Here is a 17,467-nt window from a genome sequence, read left to right on the forward strand (position 1 = left end):
GTCAAGTATTCACTTTGCTGTATTCATACTGTTATTAGGAGCTATCGCCATGAGTCATTCATCTGTATTTGTTCCAAACCTTGCAACCCATAATTTGGCGAATCAAAATTGTGCTCAAAATGCTAATTCATTAAATAGACAAGACTCTGTATGTACAGGCGTAGTCTATTTAGTTGGCGCAGGCTCGGGTGATCCTGAGCTATTAACGCTAAAAGCCTTGCGTGTGATGCAGCGGGCAGACGTCGTGCTCTATGATAGTTTAGTCTCGGAGGATATTTTAGATATGTGCGCGCCGAGCGCCGAAAAGATATTCGTCGGTAAACGCAGATCCAATCATGCCTTACCGCAAGAAGGCATCAACGAGCTACTCGTTAAGCATGCGCTGGCAGGCAAAACAGTCGTCAGACTCAAAGGCGGCGACCCTTTTATCTTTGGGCGCGGCGGTGAGGAGCTCCAAGAAGTCGTGCGCCACGGCATTCGCTTTGAGTCTATCCCCGGCATCACGGCCGCCAGTGCCGCTGCGAGCCGAGCAGGTATCCCATTGACCCATCGCGATCATGCGCAGTCTGTCAAGTTTGTCACTGCTTGCAAAAAGGCAGGCGCGCCTAACAACGACTATCATGAGCATCTAGATAGCACGCAAACGGTGGTGTTTTATATGGGTTTGCATCGGTTAGATGAGATGACTCAGGGATTGATGGCTGCAGGTCGCGACAGCGAGACGCCTTTTGCTATTATTAGCCATGCCAGCTTACCCACGCAGCAGTTACTTATCGGCACGCTTGGCAATATTTCTAGTCAGCAAGCGAGCGCGAATTTGCCAACCCCTGCGCTTTTAATTATGGGCGATGTGGTGACCTTATATCATGAGTTTGCCGCCTACAATCTTGGCGCTTTGGGTAAAAGTGTATTTGCTAACATTGAAAACACTGTAACGACTAAAATTACGGAGGTAACTTAATCAGCTGTCCTGCACGAAAACAGTGCGTAGACAAAAGATAATAATAGTATCGGCATTCATGATTTTTTATTAATAGTGGCTTAAGTTTTAGCAGCTTTTCTTCCCAGTCCCATCTTCACATTTGCCAATATCAGTCCGGATAAAATGAGCGTCATCGCCAGCATTTTCCACCACGTTACTATCTCTCCTGTGAACAGCACTGAAGTTGCCATACCGAATACAGGCACCAGTAGGGCAAAGGGCATAACCTTAGAGGCTATATTTTGCGCCAGTAGATGCGCCCATAGTCCAAAGCCAATCAGGGTTGAGATATAGACAATAAACCCAAGCGATAGCCAAGACTTAATCGATGCCTGCGTAAATGTCGCAAGCTGCCATGCTTCGGTCTCGAATAGTAGAGATGATAACGTCAAAATCACACAAGCGATCAGACCGCCCCATACTACCAGTGCTAGCGCAGACAGTGCCGATGTCTTATTTGAAGCTTTATTATTGCTATTAATAGGCGAGGTAGTAGAGGTGTTACTAATGCTTTGCTGTGTTGAGGCTTGTTTTGAAGCAATATTGCCAAAGCTCCAACCTATGGCCGCAATCAAGATACAGATAAAACCAATCAAAGGCATATCACCGCCGAGATTGAGTGCAATGACACCCAGTCCTAGCACACCGACCACCATACCGATGATTTGCATGCGACTCACCGCTTCACCCAGTATGACAAAAGCCAGTAATACGGTGATAAAAATCTGAACCTGTAGCAATAACGCCGTCAATCCTGCCGATGCACCCAAATGCATGGCGGTGAATACAAAGGCATATTGCATGACAAAGGTACCGATGGCATAAATAAATAGCGTACGGTTGAATTTAGGTGGCTTGAGGAACAAAACCAACGGCACGGCAGTAAAGAAAAAGCGTAGGGCAGTGAGCATTAGTGGTGGAAAGCTTTCAAGCGCCCATGCAATAAAGGTAAAATTCACACCCCATATAAAGGTAACCAATACGGCTAAGGCAATGTGGATTGGGGTCATCAGATTATCCTAAATAATGATTATTAATTGACACTAAATTGTTGAGTTTGGGCGTGATGGAATTGACCAGTACAAATACAGCCTATGCCGTATGCTGCCGTCAAAGTTTACAGTTAAACACACTAATCCTTGTTTAGACTCTAAATCGCAATCAATCGATTATACTCAAACTAGGGCGTGTCCTTATTTTAAAAATGGTGATAAAAATGAGGTAAATTGCAGTCAAACAAGGAAAATAGTGCAGATAATATCGAGATATTACCTAGCTATTTGACGATGTTTGGCAAGATTTAACCATTTTTATCACCATTTAGATTGCTATCGGTTGAACTGAGGACACGCCCTAGAGCGACTTAAGAGCTTATCACTTCCCTTAATAGTCAATAAAAAAGCAGACATCATAATCGATATCTGCTTTTTTGTATTTCAAAGTCGCTTTTTAAGTCATTATTTTTAAGCAATGATCAGTCCTGAGGTTTGATTAAGTACTTCTCACCAGTGGCTTGTTTACCATAAGCGGCGATTGACTGTAACTGCAACGCTTCTTGTAGCGTGACTTCATGCGTATAGCTGCTGGCAAATGTGGTGGTAATTTCCTCTGCCACACGCTTGCGCATCGACATAACCGTTTCAGTGCCCAGTTTGGCGAGCGCATTGAATAATAGGAATCCATTAACACCCCACGCAAAGCCAAAGTTACGGTTCAATGTGATAGGGCCACGGTTTAATGCACCATAAATATACGCTTGTTTGAACGTGCTTGAGCCGTAAACATTGTATTCTTCCACATCAGCAGTAATGGCCGCTTCCATACAGTTGAGAATATCGCTGGATAGTTGACCGCCGCCGATAGGATCGAATGAAATCGTGGCACCTGTTTCGACAATCGCTGCCGTTAAATCTGCAATAAATGTATCGCTGCTTGAGTTGACCACATATTTTGCGCCCATATCACGCAACAGTTTTTCTTGCTCTTCCTTACGTACAATATTGATCAAATCAATACCGTCAGCCATACAAATGCGGTTAAGCATTTGACCAAGGCTAGACGCCGCTGCTGCATGAATGATGGCTTTGTGACCCTCAGCACGCATGGTTTCGACCATTGCCAGTGCGGTAAGTGGGTTCACAAAAGACGAAGCGCCTTCTTTAGCAGTCGTGCCTTCTTTTAATTCCAAGCAGCTTTTTACATTGACACAGTGATATTGACGATATGTACCGCCGCCAATCACAGCAACCATTTTGCCCATTAGTGCTTGTGCGGCTGGCGATGAACCCGCTGCGACCACCGTGCCAGCGCCTTCGTTACCCACAGGTGTGTCTTTATTCACACGTGTTTTCAGTGCTGGCATGAACTTTGCGGGAACATCAGCGGTAACGATAGGGTTTTGCTCAGTACCTGATTGTACGGCGGTTGACATGTCAGCCGCGCTAAACATCACCCCAAAGTCAGAGGGGTTTAATGGTGCCGCTTCAATACGAACGACGACTTCATCGGCACCAGGCTGCGGCATCTCAACATTTTGTAAAGATAGCGTTAATTTATTGTCGTCACTGATGGTTGAAACCAGTTGGATATTTTTATCAGTCATAATTTTTGCTCCTGCAAATGATGCGTGGCATCACTGCTTTGATTGATATGGGCTGTATTTTAGTCTTAATTGTATTCTCAGCTACATTATTTAGATTGGGCAGCTTGTATTTGAGCTTTCACGTGTTGCATAAATTTGGGCATATTTGCTAAGCGATCTGCCTCTACTTTTTGGGCAATGTCAGATTGACTCATCTTATCATTCCATTCTTTCATGCCGGGTATCTCTGCCAGCACATCCCAGTCAAGTTGGGTTGCGGCAAAGGCATTGACGATTGTGTTTACATAATGAACATAAATATCAGCCATCGTGAACTGTTCACCTGCAATCCAAGGTGAAAATTGACATAGACGATTTAAGGCAGTTATGCCTCGAGTTAATACTTGGCGTACTTCTTCTTTGACATCGTCAGGGGCGTTGGTGCCTGAAAATACATAAGGAATCAGGCGGCGGCTTGGCAGTTCAAAATAGAGCTCCGATATTTTCATGATTTGACGGACAGCTGCACGCTCTGTCGCAGATTCAGGATAGAGCGGTATAGCAGGGTAGGTCTCTTCAATAAAATCACAAATAACACTCGATTCTGAAAGAGTAACGCCCTCATCTGTTGTGATAGCAGGTACTTTGCCCACTGGGCTGACGCGTAGTAACTCATCGCTACCAGCGAATATAAGGTTTTCTTGGAATGGCAGTTCTTTATACAAAAGAGCATATTTGACTATATTGTAATAGTTGCTCGCAGCAAAACCGTGCAAAGTAAGCATAAATTATTATTCCGTTATTAACGTGAAGGTTGCTTTTAGTTGTAGTGCTCAAGCTAAACATATTATTCCTGTTTTTTAATAGGGTGATATATAGCGTAAAATGTGAATCACTATTGCTTTTAAGACAATAATAGAGTCAAAACATTCAAATATTGATGTTTATATGATAATAATTGAATATTTATTGAATGGAGACAAGGATTCGATCAACTGCGTGCGATACGATATTTTAGTAAAGTCGTCGAAACAGGTAGCTTTACTAAAGCGGCAAAGGTGTTCGATGTACCGCCATCCTCATTATCAAGACGCGTGTCGGATTTGGAAAAGAGTTTGGGTGCGACACTATTAAAGCGTTCGACTCGTTAAACTGACCGAAGTGGGTCAAGTTTATTATAACGATGTGCAGCACATATTGAATCAACTAGAGCAAAGCAAAGAGACCGTTCGTAGCTATCAGACAACGCCAATGGGGCGTTTACGCATCAGCGCAATGGTGGGTTTTGGCGAGAAGATATTGCTGCCTGTGTTGGATGATTTTAGTGCGTTATATCCTCAAATTGTGCTCGATGTCAGTTTAAGTGATGAGCGATCAACACTTGGACGCGATGATGTCGATATTGCGATTCGCGGTGGTTATGCACCAAATGAGCGGGTAATTGCAAAACGTCTTATGGATAACAGTTTTATTCCAGTCGCGTCACCACATTATTTGGAAGTACATGGCGTACCGAATCATGCACTAGAATTAAGAGAACATAAGGGTCTTTATTTTAAGACGCCATTAGGAATGACGCCATGGTTATGTCTTATGGATGATCAGTGGCATGATGTCTCAGGACCAGTGGTAGCAATTTCAAACAATGGCCCATGGCTGGCAAAAAAAGCCTGCGCGGGCGACGGTATTCTAATGTCAACGCGATGGGCGTTGGCTGAATATCTTGAATCGGGCGCATTACAAGAGCTTAAGTTTGAACATCCATTAGCAATCACTCAGAATTCTGAGATGGCCGTTTATTTGTTATATAGTCACTGCACTACAAAAGAGTTATGATTTGGATGAATATCATAAAACAATTTAGATAAGTCATTTTCCATCCAGCCTTGGCGTAAAAACTTCACTTGAGCCCATTTTTTCTCGATGGGATTTAAGTCAGGACTATAAGGTGGTAAGAATAGAAGCCTGTGACCATGCCTGTTAAGCAACTTTTGAACGCGCTTATGAAAGGTCGCATTATCCATAACGATGACACATTTTTTCTTAAGCTTTGGTATCAGCGTGAACTTGCACCAGTGATAGAAAACCTCTTTATTGATGTTGGTCTTTAAGCAATCGAGTGCAAACAGCATTTTGCCATATAGCGCACCAATCACGTTGGTTCGCTCTTTGGCTTGCCAGTTGTAACTGCCAATGCAGGGGCTACCAATGGGTGCATAACCACAAGGACGCATCGTTTCACTCTCAAAGCTACTCTCATCCATGTAGACAATAGCAAACCCTTGAGCGATGTAGTGGTTAAGTTTTTTAGGTAGTGAGCCCTCTTTAGTGGACAAGCTTTGGGGTGCTCAAGTGTCTTTTTTTTTGCTAATACCAATACGTTTTAAGGCTTTGCTGATGCCTGTTGGGCTACAATTAAAACGCTGTGCTCGCTCATAGTGATAATCGTCAGGGTGGTCTTTGACATCTTGAGCTAGGGCTCCATCCTCTATTTTGTAGGGCTTAATATATCGGGTGGTTTTACTATGAAGACGCTTTTTCCACTTCTGGATAGTCGTTGGACTGATATCATAGAAAACAGCAGCTTCGGCAAAGGTCATGCCCTCATCTAAGCTTTTTAAAACTTGTTTGCGAAAATCTAGGGAGTAAGTCATAGTTGTTTATAGTGGTAATCGTTTAGTTGATTTATTTTATAACATTTTTGTGGTCATCCGACTATAGTGTGTTAAAAAGCATGCTAAGAAAATAGATGAAGGATGAAAACTGTGCTCGAATAAGACCACGGTGTACTTTGTCAAACACAGTTCGCAAAGCATGTGCTCAAGTTATACAAACTATTAAGACTGCTAACTGAGCCAACAGACTATCTATAGTATTAATTATTCAGTCTTACCCAGACAATCTTAATCCATAAATAAGGATGTATTATGAGTAAGTCTGATCAAAATCCTAATACTGCTGTCAATAAGCATAATACCCCTTCGATTCGTGATCCACTTGAAGAAAAAATCACCCCCGGCAACAGAGTTTGATGATCTTGCAGTAAATGAGTTCGCCGGATATCAGTTGCGCATTGATGATGGATTGGTCGAACGACCAAGCGAATACTCCCTGGATGAGTTACGGGCGATGCTGCAGCAGGAGCAAATTACAACCCATTTCATTTCTGCATTCAAGGTTGGAGCGATGTCGCTAAGTGGACTGGCATGCCAATGCGCCATATACTCGACTTGGTTCGTCCGATGCCGAAGGCGCGCTACGCCGTCTTCTACTCTCTCACTGAGGGCGCTCATGGCGGCGTCTACTACGACTGCCACAAAATGGAGAATATGCAGCACGAACTGACTATTCTGGCCCTCGATATGAATGACGATCCACTCAGTGTTCTACATGGCGCGCCACTACGACTGCGGTGTGAAAACGAGCTTGGTTTCAAGATGGTTAAGTGGATTACTGCAATTTAATTTGTCCATGATTTTTCCCATCTCGGCTCAAGTCAAGGTGGTTACAATGAGGACCATGAATTTTATGGCTACAAGATGCCGATTCGATGACGGAAGCGCTCAATGAAGCAGTTATTCCAGCCTTGTATTAGTCAACTATATTTCAATAAATGTCTTTTATAAGTTGTCTAATCTATAGTTGATGAACAGAAGTCTTAGGTGGTTTAGTGTGAATTGTAATCGGTTTAAATATGGTAGTTTAAATGCTTTCTTAAAAAATAAAACATAAATAGCAATCATGTTTAGTGAGTTACAGAACTCACATCAAACAGCACACTCCAGTCACTAGATTTTTACTGTGGCTATGGCACACTTCTTATTAAATTCAATGGCTTAGTATTAGACTTTTTTAGGTCCATATTAAAAATATATTAGAAACCGCAACGGCTTTTGATACGCAAATTATTTCGAATGTATGGCATATTTGTCTGAAACATGACGCTACATTAAAAAGGAAGAAACGTGACTTCAGGACGAAGCCCCAGCATAAATAGGGAACCTATCTATATCTCGCCAGAAAAATTTGCTGACCATTTATTCCATCAGCAAGAGTACTGTTTGTTTCTAGATATAGATGGCACGTTAGCCGATTTCACACTTAATCCTAAAAACAGCTTCATCCCAAATGCAACCTTAATACTTTTACAAAAGATACAAAACCATGGCGTAAAAATTGCTGCCGTGACAGGACGCAGTTTGGCTGAAGCAAAGCAAATGCTGTTTCCTTTAACATTACCAATCGCAGCAACTCATGGATTAGAAATAGCGTTTGATGATGATAGTATTAGTAACGATGAAAATATCGTATCTATTGATACCATCGAGCTTGCGACAATAAGGCAGGCTATCATTCAATCTTGTAGACCCTACAATAATCTTATCATAGAAAAAAAGCCCTATTCCGTTGCGCTCCATTTCCGAAAAAATCATGCTTTGGCCGATGTGGCTTATACCATCATGACAGAAACCTTAAAAACTCATAATAATTGGTCATTGAAATCCGGTAAATATGTATGGGAAGTAGTGCCGAAAGGAGTGAGTAAAGGCACAGCCATTCTAACCTTATTAGAAAAAATACAGAGCCCTAAGCCTCTTTTTCCTATTTTTATTGGTGATGATATTACTGATGAAGCAGGATTTGTGGCTGTACAAGGTGACAGTAAATTGCTAGAAGACGACTCACAGTTAATAAAAGGGATGGGGATTAAGGTCGGTTGTGAGCCTACTCATGCCAATTACTACGTCCATGACACTCATGAGGTGACTGTTTTACTAGATAGCCTTTTAAGCCTTTGCCAACAACATAATGAGTTAGTAAAAGAAACCGTGAGAGTGAGAGGGAGACACGTGGTATGAGCCGCTTAATCGTCTTGTCTAATCGGGTCAAAATGCCTGATAACAACCCAATGGCAGGTGGACTTGCAATAGCACTGCAAGACGTATTAAACGGAAAATCAGTCGTTTGGATGGGCTGGAATGGTGAAATTGTCGAGCGCTATAATGATGATTATACTAATGAATTTAGTAGTATCAAACAAACTGCTTTATCAGGCGCTGATGCGCCGTGTGCCAATATATTCATCACTTATATGACCACTGCACTTACCACTGAGCAGTATCAGCAGTTTTACTGCGGCTTTGCCAACAATGTACTGTGGCCATTATTGCACGAGAGAACTGATTTAATTAGTCAAGCGCCAGAGGATTACGCAGGCTATCAAACGGTAAATCGCCTTTTTGCCAAACAATTAAAGAAGATTATTGAGCCTGATGATGTGATTTGGGTGCATGATTATCATTTTTTAAGTGTGGCATATCATTGTAGGCAGCTGGGTATTTGCAATCGTATCGGCTTTTTTTTCCACATCCCCTTTGTCTCATTACCTTTCTGGCAATCACTTGATAAAAGCAGTGAGCTCATTAGGCATCTTGCTCATTATGACGTGCTTGGTACACAAACTCAGCAAGGGAGAGCCAACTGCTTTGCTGTATGCAATTATTATTTAAAAGATTTGCTAATAAACGTCTTACATGCCCCGCAAGGTTTTAGTACCTCTACTCAGTCAAAAAATACGCAGGTTATGCTTAACTTAGGTCTAAATTATCCTCACTATTTGCGGATTGATGCCTATCCAATCGGCATAAATGTGACAAGAATACAGCAGCAAATTAGCCATTTATCCTTGCAATATGCTAAAGCCAATCAGAATATAAACACTATAAAATCTGCTGCCCAAAAAATTATTGCGGTGGACAGAATCGATTACTCAAAAGGGTTGTTAAAGCGTTTTTCGGCATACCGCGATTTTTTACAGCAAAATCCTTTATATCAGAATCAGCTGACGTTAGTACAAATTGCCTGTCCTAGTCGCCTAAATGTGCCTACTTATCAGCGTCTCTATGACGATGTGAAAACTGCTGTTAATGATATAAATCAACAGTTCTCACTCAGCAAGTGTAGAAATGATATTTCTGAAAATGAGAATACTATGGGTAGTTGGCAAGCGATCAACTATTGTGAGAGTGTCATAAGCCACGAGACGTTAATGACCATATTTTGGCAAAGTGATATCGGCTGGGTCAATTCGCTTAAAGATGGTATGAATCTGGTTGCCAAAGAATATATTGCCGCACAAAACCCTGACAATCCTGGCGTGTTATTGCTCTCACGTTATGCAGGAGCGGCCGAGCAAATGCAAGCCGCGATTATTATCGATCCACATAAGCCAAAAAGTATGACAGAGGGTTTAGGCATTGCTTTGACGATGCCGTTAGATGAGCGGCAGTCGCGCTATCAATCGCTGCTACAGGGACTACAACAAGATGACTTACAGGTTTGGCAGCAGAATTTTTTAAATGATTTGTATGATGTCAAAAAGCATCAAACGGATCGCTTGAACCCTATCTCAGTTCCAATATCTGACTCATAAGGATAATTAGGAGGCCTCATGTTACTGCTAAATGCAAAAAACTCTTTATTATCAGAGATTAAAGCCAGTATAGAAAATAACTTGCTGGCTGATAATCAAGCCATTAGTACACTTAGCTTAACTGATACTTTACGTCATAATATCTTAAAAACCTTAATCACCTATAGCGATAAAATCCCGCATCCGGCAAGTGGCGCTAGCCCTATAAATAGTGAAGTCTCAGGTACGTTGAGCCGTTGGCAGATTCTGGCCTATGTGGCAGGGATTGATTTAACGATTGCAAAATGGTTTGAGTCGCACTTGGATGCGCTAAGCATTTTACATGAAGTAGGCTACGATAAAGCGGATCTAGGGTGGTGGGCTGTTTGGGCAGCAGAAGGTAATCCTATAGGTTATGAGCAAGGAAAAGTCAGTGGTACCAAAGCGTGGTGTTCAGGGGCCAATATGGTAGATCATGGACTCATAACGTATCGTAATGCCAATGATCAAGCGCAATTGCTTGTCGTAGATATGAGGCAATCTGGTATTGAGATTGATAACGAGGAGTGGCAAGCGGTAGGGATGAAAGCCACTGATACAGCGACATTACAGTTCCATGAAGTATCGGCTATTCAAGTTGGGAGAGCCAATGAATACCTAGAACGGGTGGGTTTTTGGCATGGGGCGGCAGGCGTTGCGGCTTGCTGGTATGGAGCAACGTCTTACCTAGCAGACTATTTAATCAGTGCTTATCAGCAAAAGCCAAACGATTATAAAGCCATGTATTTGGGTCAAATTAGTACGGCATTGGCAGTTACTCAGAAATATTTTCATTATGTTGCTGATTTAATCGATAGTCAGCCACAGATCAGCCATGAACTTGCCATACGCCAGTTAAGGTCACAAGTTGAGCAAGTCGCTCGCCAAGTAGTGGAGGTTGTCGGACAGGCATTGGGCGCAGCGCCATTTTGTCGCAATGCTCATTTTGCAAGATTGTCAGCGGATCTGCCCGTGTTTATCCGCCAAAGCCATGGCGCTTTTGACTTACAGAAAATCGGTGAGTTAACTAGCGTTTTAGCCAATGAGTTAACAGACAGGCAGGATAATATATGGCAACTATAGTATCTATTAACACTACAAAGCTTATACCCAAAGATGATGCCGTCGCGAATGCTGCTATTTTTGAAGGTAACCATCCGATCGTGGGTGACCGTGTTATTGAAGGTGATGGCACCAGTCAAGAAGCTTGGCAAAATTGGGTAGGGCTGCAAGATTTGACTCAATTGGAGATTACAAAAAGCTTTACGCCCTATCAACGAGTCTGCATCTTCGCCCCGCATCCTGATGACGAAGTACTAGGCTGTGGGGGTCTGTTGCAACAACTGGCAGCAAATGGCAATCCTATTGTTCTTATTCACGTGACCAATGGCACACAAAGTCATCCGAACTCGCAAATTTATTCTCAAGAAAGCCTTGATACTATCCGACCACAAGAAAGTGTTAAAGCGCTGGAAGTATTGGGTGTGGCTAATCAGGTCACGACTATGGCTCTAAATTTAGCAGATGGCAATGTCTTTGCCCAACAAGATCAGTTTCACCAAGAATTATCCGCAATTATTCAACCTGAGGATATTTTAATAACCACTTTTATAAATGACGGACATCCTGATCATGAGGCAACTGGACAAGTGGTCGCTTCATTTGCCAAGCAGCAGCACCTAGCTTGTTATCAAGTATTAATTTGGGCGTGGCATTGGGCAAAACCTGGCGATAGCCGTATCCCTTGGCACTGTGCAATGAGAGTTAATTTAACCACTGAGCAATTACAGCGTAAACTCCAAGCCATCACCTGCTTTAAAAGTCAAATTACTGCAGATGACAGCACGGGAAGCCCACCAATCTTATCGGCGAAAGCGATTGCTAGAATCAGCCAACCTTGGGAAGTCTATTTATATGAGTCACACCCCTAAACCTAAGCCACCAATGGATATCAGTAACTTAGTCGATAGTTTAGAGTATTCTAAAACTGTCTCCGCTGACGGTACTGCTATTAGCAACCAATTAGCTGCTTATTCAGAATCGTATTTTGACGCGTTATATAATGACAATACCGATCCATGGCAGTATCAAACTCGTTGGTATGAAAAACGAAAACGTGATATGTGTCTAGCGATACTGCCGCAATCTCAATATAAGCATGGCATTGAATTAGGCTGTGGCAACGGCGTACTGAGTGAACTATTGGCTCAACGTTGTCATGCTTTGGTGAGTATTGATGGCAATCAGCAGGCGGTGCAACTTGCTAAAGAGCGCTTAGCAGAGTTACCTCATGTTAAGGTGATACAAGGGGTTATTCCCAATAGATTATTGACTTTAAAAGATGCCCTTTGGGATACTTATCTTTTATCGATTAGTACACCTGTTAATGAGCCGCCCTTTGATTTAATTGTCATTAGTGAGATTTTATATTATTTATCACCCAATGATATTGACACAGTAATCGCTTGGACTGAGCAAAACCTTGCTGTAGGCGGTACATTACTATGCTGTCATTGGCGGTATGCTATTGAGGGTTTCACGATGACAGGTGAGACCGTGCACCAGCGCTTGCACGATGTTTTTAATTTCACAAATAATGAGAAGCATCAGGTTACGTTCACTCATCAAAGCAAAATAATAGACAGCGATTTCTTATTAGATGTTTGGCAACGCTCCCCAAGCTCGGTAGCTATGCAAGAAAACTTGGTATGACAAAGTGTAGCATTCAGCAAAATAGGCAAAGGTAGGAGATATGAGAATCGGTATTGTAATTCCTGCTCATAACGAGGCGATGACTATCGCTAAATGCTTAGCATCAGTGCAATCTGCTATCGATCAATTACCTTCAACCATTAAGGCGTACCCGCTGGTGGTCCTCGATAGTTGTACTGATGATACGCAGAAATTGGTTAAGGCCACGGGCGTTGATTATCTATGCTGTAACTATCACTGTGTGGGACAAGTGAGAGACATTGGAATTCGTTATGCGATCGAAAATGGTGCGACATGGCTTGCCTGTACAGATGCTGATTCAGTTGTGCCTATGGATTGGTTGGTACAGCAAATTGAACATATTATCTATCAGCCGACTGATATGATTTGCGGCGTGGTAGACATTGATAGCTGGGCACATTTGACGCCGCAAACGCGCGAAGATTATATCGCTCATTATCAAGATAGGATGGGACATCGTCATATTCATGGGGCAAATTTAAGTTTTAACAGCGAGGCTTATTTAGCTGTTGACGGCTTTACGCATCTGCCATGCCATGAAGATGTGGATTTGGTTAAAAAGTTTGAAGACCAAGGCTATGCTATTACTTGGAGCAATCGCGTTCGTGTGCTGACCAGTAGCCGCTTGAAAGCTCGGGCGACAGAAGGTTTTGCAGTGTTTTTAGCTAATCTAGAAAACAATAATTTATATTAATATACTCACTATCAGATTTTACTTACTTATTACTGAATGTGGATATACTTCAAAAATATTAATTAGAAATCCTGTCAAACAAGCTTAATCGACAGCTTACAAACCTCAGACAGCTATATTCATACCAGTAAGTGCGTAAAGTTTAAGAAGGAGGGAGAGGCGTCTTACCTCAATACCTTCAAACTAAATCTTCTTCAACATCATAAAAACTAAAGCATCTTTAATCTAGATCAGGGTCTAGACATTATACACAGGGAGGTAATTAATGGATTGGGCTAGTATTTTTATCTATGACACGACTTGGTCGTTTGCCGCTGAAATCGTCATACGTGTGATAGTGATGTTTGCTATGATTATTTCGTTTCTACGATTCACGGGTAAACGAGGCATTCGCCAACTTTCTATTTTTGAGTTAACTATTATTCTATCACTGGGATCTATCGCTGGTGACCCCATGTTCACTAAAGATTTGCCGCTTATTCAAGCTGTGCTTATCATGGGTATTGTGCTGCTACTTTATAGATTGTGTACTTGGGTTACCGCAAAATATAAGGTTTTTGAGAATTTACTAGAAGGCAAAGCTACTTATATCGTTGAAAATGGCTTGTTTGTACTTGAAGATGTTAAGAAAGATAAAATGTCTCATGATGAGTTCTTTGCTGAAATGCGTCAATATGGCGTGCGTCATTTAGGACAAGTAGAGACAGGATTGCTCGAAACAGATGGTGAGTTTAGTGTACTATTGTTTCCACGCAATGAGACCCAGTATGGGCTACCTATTTTCCCCAAAGAGTTTCAGGCAGCGAAAACCATAGAGAATGGGCAGCCCTACGCTTGTATGCATTGTGGTTATGTGAAATATATATCAGATCTAAATGAAGAATGTAGCCGTTGTCAACACTCAGTAGGTTGGGCTAAGGCTCTTAGTACTAAGATCGTAAATTAAATTCGGCAGAGGCTATCCTGAATTCTGTGTAACTGCTTATTCTCCTGTTATTGGATTATAAGCAGTTACACAGTTTTTAGGAAAGGCTCTATTAGTTTTTTATTTCATTCATCTTTTTATAGACATCAAAACAGGCTTTTTACTTAGCAGTAGTAAGCCTGTTTCCGATGTAATGAGTCTCGCAAATGTGCAACGAGCAGTTTTAACTTTTGATCTGGTTGCCTGGCCTTAGGATATACTGCATACATGCCCAGTTCCTTTCGTGTAAACCGTTGCAAAATCTGAGTAAGTGTATGTTGTTGTATCTCCTCATGGACCAACGCTTGGGGCAAAAAAGCAATGCCTAAATCGCTGAGCGTGGCTTGTTTAATCGCACTAAGATGATTGCTATGAAACCTACCATGGACAGGCATTAATTGCTCTGTGCCGTCTATACATACTGGCCATATGTTGTTAGAGGTATTATCTAACTTATAGATTATGCACTCATGATTGTCTAATTCTTCAGGGGTTTGAGGCGTACCATATCGCTTTAAATAGTCTGGCGTCGCACATATCACCCATCGGCTATCTATAAGACGTCTTGCAATGAGCGATGAGTCTTCAAGCTCAGCGGTCCTTATTGCCAAATCAAAACCTTCTTCTATCAAGTCAACCAAGCGATTGGTAATTTGTAAATCCACCGATATTTCAGGATGTTGTTTACAGAATTCAGCAATAGATTCGCTCAATATCAAATTTGCAGAGACCACAGGCAGGGTTATTCGTATGGTGCCTTTCATATCCTCGCTGTAACCCGTTACTGCATCTTCAGCTTCCTGAAAGGCATGTTTAGCAATTTTAGCTTTGTCGTAAAGCGTCCTGCCGGCATCGGTTAAGCTCAACTTTCTAGTGGTTCTATAAATGAGTTGAGTATTTAAGTTCTCTTCTAATCTTGCAATGCGCTTGCTCACTACTGAATTGGTTAATGATAGCTTTTCAGCGACTTTAGAAAATGACCCTTCCTCAACAACTTGGACAAATAAAACCATATCGTCAGCTTTGACCATACTTGTGCTCCAATTGGCGTAATGCGGATTAGATTATAGCAAAAAAGGAAAATAACATTGTCCATTGATGCAATATATCAATTAATTAACAAGGCGTAGACTATTTTAGGGCTTTTTGAACATGGGCCATAGACTGTCGCAAGTCGTGCTCGGTTTTGTCTACAAGACGGCTTGGATAAATTAGCAGTCCCTGTTTGTGAATGTTTAATACAACTTAGTCATCATTGAGTCGTCAAAATAAAGGCTGCGATGACTTGGTTCAAGGAAGATCACACAATCAAAAGGATGTAATTTTGAATCAAACAATATATGGGCTGTTGGCATTACTGCCAATCGTTCTCTGTGGTATTTTTCTTATAGGCTTGCAATGGTCGGCCAAAAAAACAATGCCAATTATTTTAGCTGTTACCGCTGCGCTTGCCATTTTTATATGGGATATGACGCTTAACCGAGTGTCATCATCTATTATTCAGGGTTTGGTGATAACTGTCTCGGTGTTGTGGATTGTCTTTGGTGCTATTTTTTTGCTGAATACATTGAAAAATACTGGTGCAATCGCCGTTATCCGTGCTGGGTTTACCAATGTATCGCCAGATAGGCGTGTGCAAGCCATTATTATTGCATGGTGCTTTGGCTGCTTTCTTGAGGGTGCCTCAGGTTTTGGTACAGCTGCCGCTATTGCTGCGCCTTTGCTGGTGGCGATAGGATTTCCAGCGCTGGGTGCAGTGTTGATGGGCATGATGATACAAAGTACACCTGTATCATTTGGTGCGGTCGGTACGCCTATCGTTATTGGGGTAAATAATGGGTTAGATAAAGCGGCCATTAGCGCTCAACTGGCACAAGAAGGACTACAGTGGGGCGACTTTTTACAACTGATTACCAGTCAAGTCGCCATTATTCACGGTGTCATTGGTACGTTTATGCCACTTTTTATGGTGATGATGCTCACCCGCTTTTTTGGTAAGAATAAAAGCTGGAAAGAAGGCTTCGCTATTTGGCCGTTTGCGATTTTTGCAGGCTTGGCATTTACAATCCCTTATATGATAACCGGTGTTTTTTTAGGGCCAGAGTTTCCTTCACTGGTCGGAGGTTTAGTTAGTATAGCCATTGTTGTAAACGCTGCTAAAAGAGGGTTTTTAGTCCCAAAAACAACTTGGGATTTTGCGCCTCAGAAAAACTGGCCAAGCGAATGGATGGGTAAACTGGTGGTCAGTAAAGAAGATGTGACGCTTGATTTAACCAGTAAAAAGATGTCTGCGGTTATGGCGTGGTTCCCTTATTTACTCGTTGCAGTCTTACTGGTGTGCTCAAGAGTATTCGCTGGATTTGAATCCTTATTAACCAGTGCAACGTTAGATTTTACGACGGTTTTAGGAGAGGCAGATGTAAGCGCTAGTTTTAGTCCTCTGTACTTACCTGGAGGCTTGTTAGTAATAAGCGCCTTGGTTGCCGCTGCTCTGCAAACCAAAAAACCAGGTAGTGCACTAAATAATGCCTTTAAAGAATCAACTAAAACGGTCTTAGGAGCTGGTTTTGTACTGGTTTTTACGATTCCAATGGTCAGAATCTTTATCAATTCAGGGGTAAACTTATCAGATGTGGCGAGTATGCCAGTCGCCAGTGCCGAGTTGTTTGCGGGTACTTTTGGCAATGTTTTTCCATTGATTAGTGCAACCATTGGTGCTTTAGGTGCATTTATCGCAGGCTCTAATACCGTATCTAATATGATGTTTAGTCAATTCCAATATGAAGCCGCCATGAGCTTACATATTTCACCTTCTCTAGTCATCGCGGCGCAAGCGGTTGGTGCCGCAGCCGGTAATATGGTTGCCATACATAACGTGGTGGCTGCATCAGCAACGGTGGGTTTACTTGGTATGGAGGGCGCCACACTTAGGCGTACTATTTTACCCACCATATACTATGTGTTGTTCTGTGGCATCATCGTCATGGCCGCCATTTACATTTTTGGTTTTCAAGGGCCCTTAGCATGATGAATGACACACAATCACAAGATAAGGAGCATCA

The 17,467-nt window shown here is 42.1% G+C and carries 18 protein-coding genes; 12 read left to right on the top strand and 6 right to left on the bottom strand.

The window, feature by feature from the left end; genetic code table 11:
* The first annotated feature begins 49 nt into the window (after positions 1-49).
* On the top strand, positions 50-961 hold the full coding sequence (gene cobA / locus AAEY80_RS05265; RefSeq protein ID WP_025652725.1) for a uroporphyrinogen-III C-methyltransferase: 912 nt from the start codon (positions 50-52) through the stop codon (positions 959-961).
* 80 nt (positions 962-1,041) lie between these two features.
* Here the strand turns inward: cobA and AAEY80_RS05270 are convergent, their stop codons facing one another.
* The 3 genes from AAEY80_RS05270 to AAEY80_RS05280 form a co-directional block, all read right to left on the bottom strand.
* A complete protein-coding gene (locus AAEY80_RS05270) occupies positions 1,042-1,992 on the bottom strand; it encodes an EamA family transporter (protein WP_025652726.1) in 951 nt (316 codons plus the stop codon).
* Between the two features lie 464 nt (positions 1,993-2,456).
* On the bottom strand, positions 2,457-3,584 hold the full coding sequence (locus AAEY80_RS05275) for a zinc-binding dehydrogenase (protein ID WP_350587990.1): 1,128 nt from the start codon (positions 3,582-3,584) through the stop codon (positions 2,457-2,459).
* Between the two features lie 86 nt (positions 3,585-3,670).
* Positions 3,671-4,348, bottom strand: a complete 678-nt coding sequence (locus AAEY80_RS05280) for a glutathione S-transferase family protein (protein ID WP_350587991.1) — start codon at positions 4,346-4,348, stop codon at positions 3,671-3,673.
* A gap of 219 nt (positions 4,349-4,567) precedes the next feature.
* On the opposite strand from AAEY80_RS05280, the gene AAEY80_RS05285 reads away from it, so the two are divergent.
* Together AAEY80_RS05285 and AAEY80_RS05290 are read left to right on the top strand one after the other, a co-directional pair.
* On the top strand, positions 4,568-4,714 hold the full coding sequence (locus tag AAEY80_RS05285) for a LysR family transcriptional regulator (RefSeq protein ID WP_350588006.1): 147 nt from the start codon (positions 4,568-4,570) through the stop codon (positions 4,712-4,714).
* A gap of 46 nt (positions 4,715-4,760) precedes the next feature.
* Positions 4,761-5,399: a substrate binding domain-containing protein gene (locus AAEY80_RS05290; RefSeq protein ID WP_350587992.1), complete on the top strand. Its 639-nt coding sequence runs from the start codon at positions 4,761-4,763 to the stop codon at positions 5,397-5,399.
* Here AAEY80_RS05290 and AAEY80_RS05295 read toward each other — a convergent pair.
* The gene (locus tag AAEY80_RS05295) at positions 5,375-5,899 is read right to left on the bottom strand and encodes a transposase (protein WP_201583697.1); all 525 of its coding nucleotides are present in this window, start codon (positions 5,897-5,899) and stop codon (positions 5,375-5,377) included. The two genes, AAEY80_RS05290 and AAEY80_RS05295, sit on opposite strands and share 25 nt — an antisense overlap.
* 12 nt (positions 5,900-5,911) lie before the next feature.
* A complete protein-coding gene (locus AAEY80_RS05300) occupies positions 5,912-6,217 on the bottom strand; it encodes an IS630 transposase-related protein (protein ID WP_350587993.1) in 306 nt (101 codons plus the stop codon).
* 516 nt (positions 6,218-6,733) lie between these two features.
* Here AAEY80_RS05300 and AAEY80_RS05305 point away from each other — a divergent pair.
* The 8 genes from AAEY80_RS05305 (at position 6,734) to AAEY80_RS05340 (ending at position 14,387) form a co-directional block, all read left to right on the top strand.
* Positions 6,734-7,027, top strand: a complete 294-nt coding sequence (locus AAEY80_RS05305; protein WP_264673011.1) for a molybdopterin-dependent oxidoreductase — start codon at positions 6,734-6,736, stop codon at positions 7,025-7,027.
* 501 nt (positions 7,028-7,528) lie between these two features.
* Positions 7,529-8,422 carry a trehalose-phosphatase gene (otsB, locus tag AAEY80_RS05310; RefSeq protein WP_201578501.1) on the top strand — a complete coding sequence of 298 codons (894 nt, stop codon included), beginning with the start codon at positions 7,529-7,531 and terminating at the stop codon, positions 8,420-8,422.
* The gene (locus AAEY80_RS05315; RefSeq protein WP_350587994.1) at positions 8,419-9,996 is read left to right on the top strand and encodes a trehalose-6-phosphate synthase; all 1,578 of its coding nucleotides are present in this window, start codon (positions 8,419-8,421) and stop codon (positions 9,994-9,996) included. The genes otsB and AAEY80_RS05315 overlap by 4 nt, the downstream gene beginning before the upstream one ends.
* Before the next feature lie 18 nt (positions 9,997-10,014).
* Complete coding sequence (locus AAEY80_RS05320) at positions 10,015-11,097, top strand: acyl-CoA dehydrogenase family protein (RefSeq protein WP_350587995.1); 1,083 nt, start codon at positions 10,015-10,017, stop codon at positions 11,095-11,097.
* Entirely contained in the window at positions 11,085-11,945 is an 861-nt protein-coding gene (locus tag AAEY80_RS05325; RefSeq protein ID WP_025652012.1) for a PIG-L deacetylase family protein, read from the top strand. The genes AAEY80_RS05320 and AAEY80_RS05325 overlap by 13 nt, the downstream gene beginning before the upstream one ends.
* Positions 11,929-12,726, top strand: a complete 798-nt coding sequence (locus AAEY80_RS05330) for a class I SAM-dependent DNA methyltransferase (RefSeq protein ID WP_025652013.1) — start codon at positions 11,929-11,931, stop codon at positions 12,724-12,726. The genes AAEY80_RS05325 and AAEY80_RS05330 overlap by 17 nt, the downstream gene beginning before the upstream one ends.
* A gap of 40 nt (positions 12,727-12,766) precedes the next feature.
* Positions 12,767-13,441, top strand: coding sequence for a glycosyltransferase family 2 protein (locus AAEY80_RS05335; RefSeq protein WP_101211586.1), 675 nt, complete (start codon positions 12,767-12,769; stop codon positions 13,439-13,441).
* A 265-nt stretch (positions 13,442-13,706) separates the two neighbouring features.
* Positions 13,707-14,387, top strand: a complete 681-nt coding sequence (locus AAEY80_RS05340; protein WP_350587996.1) for a DUF421 domain-containing protein — start codon at positions 13,707-13,709, stop codon at positions 14,385-14,387.
* A gap of 143 nt (positions 14,388-14,530) precedes the next feature.
* On the opposite strand, the gene AAEY80_RS05345 is transcribed toward AAEY80_RS05340, so the two are convergent.
* The gene (locus tag AAEY80_RS05345; protein ID WP_025652016.1) at positions 14,531-15,436 is read right to left on the bottom strand and encodes a LysR family transcriptional regulator; all 906 of its coding nucleotides are present in this window, start codon (positions 15,434-15,436) and stop codon (positions 14,531-14,533) included.
* Between the two features lie 293 nt (positions 15,437-15,729).
* Here AAEY80_RS05345 and AAEY80_RS05350 point away from each other — a divergent pair, with 293 nt between their 5' ends.
* Positions 15,730-17,433, top strand: a complete 1,704-nt coding sequence (locus AAEY80_RS05350; RefSeq protein ID WP_350587997.1) for an L-lactate permease — start codon at positions 15,730-15,732, stop codon at positions 17,431-17,433.
* Positions 17,434-17,467: the final 34 nt, after the last annotated feature.

The organism is Psychrobacter sp. 78a-MNA-CIBAN-0178 (assembly GCF_040309625.1).
GTDB classification, from domain to species: Bacteria; Pseudomonadota; Gammaproteobacteria; order Pseudomonadales; family Moraxellaceae; genus Psychrobacter; species Psychrobacter okhotskensis.